The organism is Dyadobacter sp., from assembly GCF_051859145.1.
In the GTDB taxonomy this organism is placed as follows: domain Bacteria; phylum Bacteroidota; class Bacteroidia; order Cytophagales; family Spirosomataceae; genus Dyadobacter.
This window is the reverse complement of sequence record NZ_JBHYGF010000136.1, coordinates 1-9,685: the sequence shown is the minus strand read 5'-3', so window position 1 is coordinate 9,685 and position 9,685 is coordinate 1. Positions and strand designations below refer to the sequence as shown.

At 47.8% G+C, this 9,685-nt stretch carries 3 protein-coding genes and 1 pseudogene; all 4 read right to left on the bottom strand.

The annotated features are described in order from the left end of the window. The coding region (locus ACTIE6_RS09630) for a SusC/RagA family TonB-linked outer membrane protein (protein ID WP_439556432.1) at nucleotides 1-3,118 on the bottom strand (3,118 nt) is incomplete at its 3' end. Nucleotides 3,119-3,549: 431 nt separating this feature from the next. Further along, nucleotides 3,550-4,992, bottom strand: a complete 1,443-nt coding sequence (locus ACTIE6_RS09625) for a TolC family protein (protein ID WP_439556433.1) — start codon at nucleotides 4,990-4,992, stop codon at nucleotides 3,550-3,552. Continuing rightward, nucleotides 4,982-8,188, bottom strand: coding sequence for an efflux RND transporter permease subunit (locus tag ACTIE6_RS09620; RefSeq protein ID WP_439556431.1), 3,207 nt, complete (start codon nucleotides 8,186-8,188; stop codon nucleotides 4,982-4,984). Before ACTIE6_RS09620 ends, ACTIE6_RS09625 begins: the two co-directional genes overlap by 11 nt. Nucleotides 8,189-8,216: 28 nt before the next feature. Beyond that, nucleotides 8,217-9,258, bottom strand: a pseudogene (locus tag ACTIE6_RS09615) (efflux RND transporter periplasmic adaptor subunit). Nucleotides 9,259-9,685 lie beyond the last annotated feature (427 nt).

Here is a 9,685-nt window from a genome sequence, read left to right as displayed (position 1 = left end):
GTCCTTGGATGTTGCCGCCGCTGCTGGTGAATTCTGGATCAATGTATTTGCTGGCAGTGTAAATATTGGCCAGGTTACGTCCGTACAAGCCAAAGTAGACCGACTTCACCGTTTTATTGGCCAGCGGCAGGCTGTACCCGAAGGTAACCTCGCGCAGCTTCACAAAGGTTGCGTCGAAGATCGTCTGCGGGGTGGGGCCGCTGTATTCTCCCCGTGCCCAGGCCTGTGCGGTAATACGCGTATCGTTTTGGGAAGTGTTGGTCACCGAGTAAGTGCCGTCCGCATTGTAAGTCACGGTACCTTTCACACCTTCAAGCACCACGCCCGTTTCGCGTACATTGTTAACAGCCGTTTTTTCCAAAACACCCGCATACATCCCTACTTTATAGGTTTGCGAGAAGAATTTCCCACCCACGCGACCGTCTACCAGAAATCCCAGGTTGAAGTTTTTGTAGGTAAAATTATTCTGGAAACCGAACAGGTATTTCGGCAAAACACTGCCTAGCGGCGTCAGTTGCTGTCCGCGGTCGTAAGTACCATCGGCTTTGATCACTTTTTGTCCGTCGGCAGCGTAGATGAAATCGTTGCCCAGGATCTGGCCGTAAGGCTGACCTTCTCTCGCCACCAACGTAACCAGGCTGTTGGCTAGCTGGAATGTATTCACACCCGGCGCGAGCTGGATTACCTTGTTGCGGTTACGAGACCAGTTCAGGCTCGAATTCCATTCAAATCCACTCGCGCGGATCGGCGTACCCGTCAAAGTCACCTCAATTCCTTTGTTATTGATCTTACCCGCATTGATCACCTTCGAATCGTAGCCGAATGCAGAGGATACCGGGATGTTGATGATCTGGTTGCGGCTTACATTGTCGTAGTAAGTTATGTCCAGTCCCACACGGTTTTTGAAAGCCTGCAAGTTGATCCCCGCTTCCCACGAGCTCGTGATTTCGGGTTTCAGGTTCTGGTTGTTTAATTGATTTGGTAATCTGTAAGAAGCCAGTCCGTCGAAAGATTGGGTCGCTTCATAAGCGCGCTGCAACTGGTAAGGATCGGTATCATTACCCACCTGCGCCCAGCCGAGACGAACTTTGGCAAAATCCAGCCAGTTCACATCTTTTACACCATTCAGCTCGCTCAAGATCAAACTGGTGGTAAGAGAAGGATAGGCGAAAGAATTTCTGCCAATTGGCAAGGTGGACGACCAGTCATTACGTAACGTACCGTCGAGGAACAGCAAGCTTTTCCAGCCCGCCGAGAAGCTCGCGAACACCGAGTTGATCTGCTTGCGGTATGCATTTGAATTAACCAAAACAGAGCTCGCATTCTTCAAGTTGTAATACTGAGGAATGATCAGCCCGCCTTGCGTAACCGCGTCGCTGATGCGGCGGCGCTGGCTCATGATGTTACCACCTGCATTCACATTCAATGAAATATCCCCCCAGCTCTTATTTGCCGAAGCCAGCAATTCGTAGTTGAACTCACTGAAATTGTTGTTGTACTCCTGGTACTGCGATTGCGTCCTGGAATAAACGGCAATGCGGTCCTGGTACTGATACTGGTACACATCTGCATTCACTTTGCCGCTCACTTTCAGCCAGTCATTTACATCATACACGAGCCCCACATTTCCGTAAAAACGGTCGCGGTTTTCTTCCAGGTAACTTTCGTAAGCCGACCAGTAGGGGTTGTCGATAAACTTCGCAGCCTCACCCGCCGGTGTATTCTGGTAACCGCTGCGTTTCCAGAGGATCTGGCTGCCGTCGGCGCGCTTGTAGTTTTTCAGCTTGTCGTAATCCACCTGTACCTGTCCCCATTGAAATGCTTCCAGGATAATATTCCGGTTAGTAGCACCGGTCCATGGCCGACCGGTCGACTGGTTTTTGATGTAATTGAAATTATTATAAAACTTCAGCTTACCCAGCTGCGTCGAGCCTGAGAAGTTAATGGAGTTACGCTTTAATGAAGAATTTGGAACAGTACCTTTTACATTCTTATTGGTGTAAGAAAGCCGGTAAGTAGAGTTCGCATTCCCGCCGCTCACAGACAAACTGTTGGTATTAGAAACCCCGGTCTCAAAAAATGCATGCACATCGTTTTTGGGATAAGCCCAGGGCTGCGGTTTCAGGTATTCTGCGGTATTTTCCGGGTCCAGGTTGTACCAATGCAGAACGGGCGTTCCATCCAGTTTTGGTCCCCAGCTTTCATCCACGGCGTATTCGGCGATGTTATATTCGGTACCATTGATGGTTGCTTTCTGGAAGGTCGGGTTAAAACCGCCGCCGTACAGCTGCTGGCGCTCCGGCAGGCGCACGATGTTTTCGAATTCAATGCCGGTGTTCAGCGTCACATTTACTTTGCTGTTTTCCTTGCCTTTTTTGGTGGTAATCAAAATCACTCCGTTTGCCGCGCGGGTACCATAAAGTGCCGCCGCCGACGGACCTTTCAGTACCGATACATTCTCGATATCGTCCGGGTTAAGGTCCTGGATCATGTTACCTACGTCTTTCCCGCCGCTTCCCGAGCTGGTGGCCGCGCTGTTCAGATCTGCATTGTCGATCGGCGTACCGTCGATCACGTAAAGCGGCTGGTTATTACCTGAGATAGAGTTGATACCCCGGAGCAAAACCCGAGACGATCCGCCCATATTACCGCCCGAGGAAGTTACCTGCAAGCCCGCTACCCGGCCCGATAATGCGCTGAGTGCATTGGTCGGCCGCGTTTGCAGCGCCTCGCCTTTAATCTCCTGCACCGCGTAGCCCAGTGCCCGTTTTTCACGGGAGATACCCAGTGCAGTCACTACAACTTCATTCAGGATCTTCGTGTCTGGCTTCAATGCGATGGTAATGCGGTTGCTGTTGCCGATTGTTACATCCTGCGCCAGGTAACCGATGAATGAAACGACGAGTACAGACGCATCATCGGCCACATTAAGACTGAAAGAACCGTCTGCTTCCGAGAGCGTACCTGTGGAAGTACCTTTTACCGCCACCGAAGCACCGGGCAGCGGACTGTTGTCATTGGCGTCGGTGATAATCCCCGTGACGACCCGCTGCTGCGCCTGGGCCACAACAGCCGAGAGGAACGCCAGCACAAAGAGATATAGAATTTTGTTTTTCATAATTGGATTTTATAGAGAGTAGTTGGACAGTACTTTGGAGTGGATTGCTATTGTTGTTTGTAGCTGCATTTAAATTATATTTTACACTAAGCAGTTTTATAGAAATATTATTTGGTATTTAATCTGGAAAGTAAATTTATTTTAGTACTACTAAGTTAATCTTCTGCAAAGGTATTAAAAACCGGTTAAAACTTTATTATCTATCGAATTAATAGAGTAAATAAATTAATTGTGTTATTCCCTGATTGCAGACTAACAACAATCCGCACTTTCTGGTGCCGAAGAAGGGAAAATCTTTGACTTAAATTAAGGAGAGAATTATCTGCTGAATGGAGTGGAGGAAAACTATTGAAGGATTTGTAAGTTTATACAAAAGAAAATGCCGGCCCACTACGGGCCGGCATTTTGCCTTATTCACATAACTACTAACTCTAATTCCAGCCACCGCCCAATGCGCGGTAAATGTTTACGGTTGCATTCATCTGCTGCATCTTCGTTTCAATGAGGTCGAATCTTGATTCCAAAGCCTCACGCTGGGTTAATAAGACCTCCACATAATCCGCCCTTGCCGAGGTGAACAGACGGTTCGCAATGTTAGTCGATTCGGTTAATGCAGCCACTTCGCGCGTTTTGGTTTCGTAGCTTTGTTGCAGGTTGTTAATGTTAGATAACTGGTTCACAACCTCAATGTATGCATTCAAAACCGTGCGCTCGTAATTGTAAATGGCCTGAATCTGACGTGCGTTGGCGCTTTTGTAGGTGGCCTGGATCGCATTCTTGTTGATCAACGGGCCAGCCAGATCGGCTATCAGCGTTGACATCAGGGATTTGGGAATGTTGCCCAGATAGATCGGGTTAAATGCATTCAAACCCACAGACGCATTCAATCCCAAAGAAGGATAGAAATTGGCTCTTGCAACAAGCACATCCAGTTTCGAAGCTTCCAGATCTTGTTCCGCTTGTCTTACATCCGGGCGGTTCTCCATCAGTTGTGACGGAATTCCTGCCTGGATCACTGCCGGCACGATGCTTTCAAAATTTGTGCTTGATCTGAGTACAGGCTGCGGATATCGTCCTAAAAGGAAATTGATCCGGTTTTCTGTTTCAACAATCCGCTGACGAATGGCATACTGGCGGTTTTGCGTATTCAACACCTGTGCTTCAAACCTGCGCACAGCCAGTTCGGTTACCCGTGTCGCTTCTTTCTGCATCTTCACGATCCGCAATGCATTGGTTTGAATCTCAATGTTCTGCGTAACAATGTTTAACTGCGTGTCCAGCGCCAGAAGCTCGTAGTAAGAGTTGGCGATTTCGGATACCAGGTTGGTCATCATGAAATTTTTACCCTCAATTGAAGACAGGTACCGGTTCACAGCTGCCTTTTTTGCATTCCGCAGCTTGTGCCAGATATCCACTTCCCAGCGCGCATAAGCGGCTACCACAAAGTCGGGCAGCGGCTCCGGCGTTTCTCTTCCGGGTTTAATCTCGGTCGTGGCTTCGCTTGATCCTACCTGCGTGTAGCGGCCTGCTTTCTCAATCCCGGCACCGCCGCGCAGCCCTACAAACGGAAGGTACTCTCCTTTGCGGGCGCGGATTTCCTGACGCGATATTTCGATTTCCTGCAAGGTGATATTCAGCTCCTGGTTGTTTTTGAAAGCTGTGTCAATCAATGCATTCAGTTGAGGATCCGTGAAGTAATCCTTCCATCTCATTTTTCCTGCATTGGCAGTGGAGTCAGCTGTTTGTCCGTCCACGTAAGTGGCCGCCAGGTTTTTGTTCGGCGATCTTTGCACCAGCGACGGCGCGTTGCAACCTGTGTAAGCCAGGGCACTGATGGTGATCCCGACCCAGGTCAATATTCTTTTATTGCTCATCATTTTGGGTTTCTTGAGTATGGGGAAAAACATCGACTGCGTGGACGAATTGTTCGGAAAGTGAACCGTCTTCTTCATCTTTGATCATTTTCCGACCGTCGGCCATTGTGCCAAAAATGTAGTACAACCCAGGGATAATAATCACCCCGAAGATGGTTCCGAAGAGCATACCGCCCATTGCAGATGCACCGATCGTACGGTTACCAATTGCACCCGCACCAGTGGCAATGATCAGCGGGATCAAACCGGCCACGAATGCAAATGATGTCATCAAAATCGGACGGAAACGCACCTTCGCACCTTCGATCGCAGCATTGAGAATGGTTTCTCCCTGCTGCCGCTTCTGCACGGCGAATTCTACGATCAGTACCGCATTTTTACCCAACAACCCGACAAGCATGATCAAGCCGATCTGTGCATAGATATTGTTTTCCAATCCCATCATTTTCAGCAAAAGGAATGAACCGAAAACCCCAACCGGCAGCGATAGCACAACCGCAAACGGGATAATAAAGCTTTCATACTGGGCTGCCAAAACGAAGTACACGAATGCAAGTACAATCGCAAACACCACCAGCGACTCATTTCCACGGATCGATTCGTCATAAGAAAGACCTTCGAATGCGATATCGTAGCCTTGTGGCAATGTTTTGGCTGCAACTTCGCGGATCGCCTCAATCGCGTCGGCAGTAGTGTAGCCTTTGGCAGGAAGTCCCTGGATTGCAGCAGAGTTGTAAAGGTTGAAACGCGTGATCTCGTTCGGGCCCTGACCTTTTTTCAATGTCATGAAAGATGAGTAAGGCACCATTTCGCCTGCGTCATTTTTTACAAACAATTTCAAAAGATCGGAGGGAAGCCTTCTGAAACTTGGGTCTGACTGCACGTACACTTTAAAGAACTGGTTAAATCTTGTAAAACCCTGTTCGTATGTACTACCGATCATAATGTTCAGGTTGTCCATTGCTTTACCAATCGACACGCCTTTTTGCATCGCAAGCTGGTTATCGATCTGCAATTCATACTGCGGATAGTTGGCAGCGAAGAAGGTGAACAAGCCCGTCAGCTCAGGACGTTTTGCCAGATCTTCCATGAATTTCTTGTTGATCTTGTCAAATTCAGCGTAATCGGTGTCAGAAGTTTTATCCAGAAGACGCATTGAAAAACCACCTGAGGTACCAAAACCAGGGATCGCTGGTGGCTCGAAGAATTCGACTACAGCACCGAGTCCGCGCGTTTCTTTTTCCAGTTCTTCCATGATCTCTTTCACATTCTGCTTGCGGTCGTGCCAAGGTTTCAGGTTGATCAAACAGGTTCCTGCATTGGAACCGCGACCTTCCGTCATAATCTCGTAACCTGCCAGAGAGGAAACCGACTCAATTCCTTCCACTTCCTCGCATATCTTTTGAAGACGGCGTGAAACTTCATTGGTTTTTTCCAAAGTAGATCCCGGAGGTGTCTGGATAATCGCATAAATCGTACTCTGGTCCTCATTTGGGATAAAACCTGCGGGCAGAATTTTATTCACAAACACAATTCCTGCACAGAAACCCAGCAGCACAACCCAGGTCACAACCCTGCGGCTCACAATGCGTTTCAGCAGACTTACATATCTTCCTGTCAGCTTGTCAAATGACCGGTTGAAACCGTCGAGCGCTTTGGTCAGAATGTTTTTCTTCTTCGGGTGACCGTGGTGATTTTGTAATAACATCGCGCACAAAACCGGCGTGAGCGTCAAGGCGATCAATGCCGAGATTACGATAGAGCTGGCCATAGTAATGGAGAACTGGCGATAGAATGTTCCCACCGGACCGGACATGAACGAAATCGGAAGGAATACCGAAACCATAACAGCTGTGATCGCGATAATAGCTCCACTGATCTCACCAAGTACTTTTTTAACCGCATTAAATGGAGAAATCCCCGGCTCTTCCTCAAACTTCGCATGGACGGCCTCGACGACGACAATCGCATCATCGACCACAATACCAATTGCAAGTACCAATGCAAAAAGCGTGATCAGGTTAATCGAAAGGCCAAAACCCTGTATCACAAAGAAGGCCCCGATCAGCGAAACCGGCACAGCCAGGATCGGGATCAATGTAGAGCGCCAGTCGCCAAGGAATATGAATACCACCAGGGCAACAAGGATAAATGCATCGCGCAAGGTGTCGATAACCTGCTCGATCGACGCGTCGAGGAACTGCGAAACGTCATAGCTGATCTTGTAATCCACGCCCGGAGGAAAGGATTCTTTCATCACGTCGAGCTTCTTTTTCACCTCTTCAATTACGTCGCTCGCATTACTTCCATAGTTCTGGCGCAATACGATCGCGGCTGACGGGTGACCATCCAAGTTGGAATAAATGTCAAAGAATTCAGACCCTAACTCCACTTTGGCAATGTCACGTAAGTGAACACTTTCACCCTGTGCATTGGCACGGACAATGATGTTTTCGTATTCTTCCGGCTTGTCGTAGCGGCCTTTGTAAGTAAGTACATATTCCAGCGACTGGGCTGCGATACCCGAGCTTTGTCCGATACGTCCCGGGCGACCCACGATACTTTGTTCGCCCACCGCCTTCATTACTTCTTCCGTCGAAATGTTGTAGGCACGCATACGCTCGGGATTCAGCCAGAGACGCATTGCATATCTTCTTGATCCTAATATCTGCGCTCTTGCAATCCCCTTGGTCCGCTGGATTTCGGGGATCATTTTTACCGTAGCGTAGTTGAAAAGGAATTTTTCGTCAATGCTTTTTTCCTTTGAATAAAGGTTAACGTACATCAACATACTGGGCTGCACGGGCGAGATAATAACCCCTTCGCGTTGTACCAGTTCAGGTAAAAGCGGCATTACCTGGTCTACCCGCGTTTTTACCCGAATTACGGCAACGTTCGGGTCGGTACCGGGCTCGAAGATGATCCTGAGCGTCGCCTCCCCCGCACTCGTTGCATCGGTAGCAATGTACCGCATATCCTGAACCCCGTTAATAGCTTGTTCAAGGGTGATCAATGTCGATTTTACCAAAACGTCGGCACTCGCACCAGGGTAGGCGATGAAGATGTTGACGGTGGTAGGGGCAATGTCCGGGAACTGGGAAATGGGTAATTTCTCAATCGCCAGGATGCCTATAAATACGATCATGATCGAGATCACGATAGCAAATACAGGTCTTCTTATGAATTGATTGAACATGTCTTTTTGTGCTTTTTAAGATACCTGACTATTCAGCGTACAGACTTAGGTTGGAGATCACGGAATCAGGTTTCACGAATGTCGAGTGGATCTTTTCGTTTTCTTTTACCTGACGAAGCCCTTCAAGGAGGATTTTATCGTCTGCCTTCAAGCCCGACTTCACCACGAAAATGTGCGGAAGCTCGGCTTCGATCTGAATCTCCCGCGAGCGGATCTTATTGTCTTTATCCACCACATACACGTATTTCTTTTCCAGCACTTCGAAAGTGGCTTTCTGCGGGATCAGCAATGCATTTTTCATAGGCACAGTCACCAGGATGTTACCTGTTTCACCGTGTCTTAAAAGTCGGTTTGGGTTAGGAAATGTGGCCCTGAATGCGATGTTACCGGTTTCGTTATTGAAATCTGCTTCAATCGTTTTCACGGTTCCCATTCAGCATGCCGGCAGTGGCTTCGTTGGCTTTGTAATCCAGGTATTCGGCTTCGGGAACATTGAAATAGACCCACATTTCGCTGTTATCTGAAAGCGTTGTAAGCAAATCGCCTTCGTCCAGAAGACTTCCCAGCCTTACCTGGAAGTGGTCCATAATCCCGTTGAAAGGCGCCCTGATTTCAGTAAAGCCCAGGTGCGTGGTGGCAAGTCCGAGTTCTGCTTTGGCTTTGTCGAGTTTCGCTTTGGCCAATGCGAGCTCATTTTTGGAAACCACATTGCTATCGGCCAGCGCTTTGGTGTTTTTAAATTCAATCTCTGCAAAATTGGCCTCCGCCTGTGCTTTCTGCTGTTCCGCCTGGTAAAGCATCGGCATGATCTTGAACATCAGCTGCCCTTTTTTGACAGACTGTCCTTCGTCCACATAGATATTTTGCAGGTAACCTTTTTCCAATGCGCGCAGCTCAATGTGGCTGATCGCCCGGATCTGGCTTACATATTCCTTTGTGACCAATGTGTCTTTTTGAAGGGGGCTTGTAACGAGGAATTTCACTTCTTCCTCTTTCTCTTCCTTTTTGGATTCACAGCCTGTTTGCACAAACAATGCGCACAAGCTCATGAACATCAGAATTCTCTTCATGGTAGTTAACTTTTTGAAACAATATGATTTTGTTGGGGAATGCTTTTTCACAAGGGGGCTCGGATCAGTTATAATGCTTTACAAAAAGCGCACACTAACCTTAATGGGGTGTTAAAAACGAATTAAAAACCTGTTAAAAACACAGGTACCCGCGCTGGATAGCCGTTTGAAGAGATTGTATATTCCTAATGTGCTATAATTTCCTTCGATGCTGCTATTATCGAAAATCGCTGCGGATTGCCTCTTCCCGAATTCTAATCTGGTTCTAATTATTTCCTAATAAGTATTAGAAAATATACCTGCGCTACTATCTTTGCGACCGTTTAATTAATCTAAATAAGTATGAGTCGTTTTTATAAATATTTACTTTTTCTAAGCTGCCTGGTGTCTCAGGCTGTGTATGCGCAGAGTAGTAATGGTACCATTC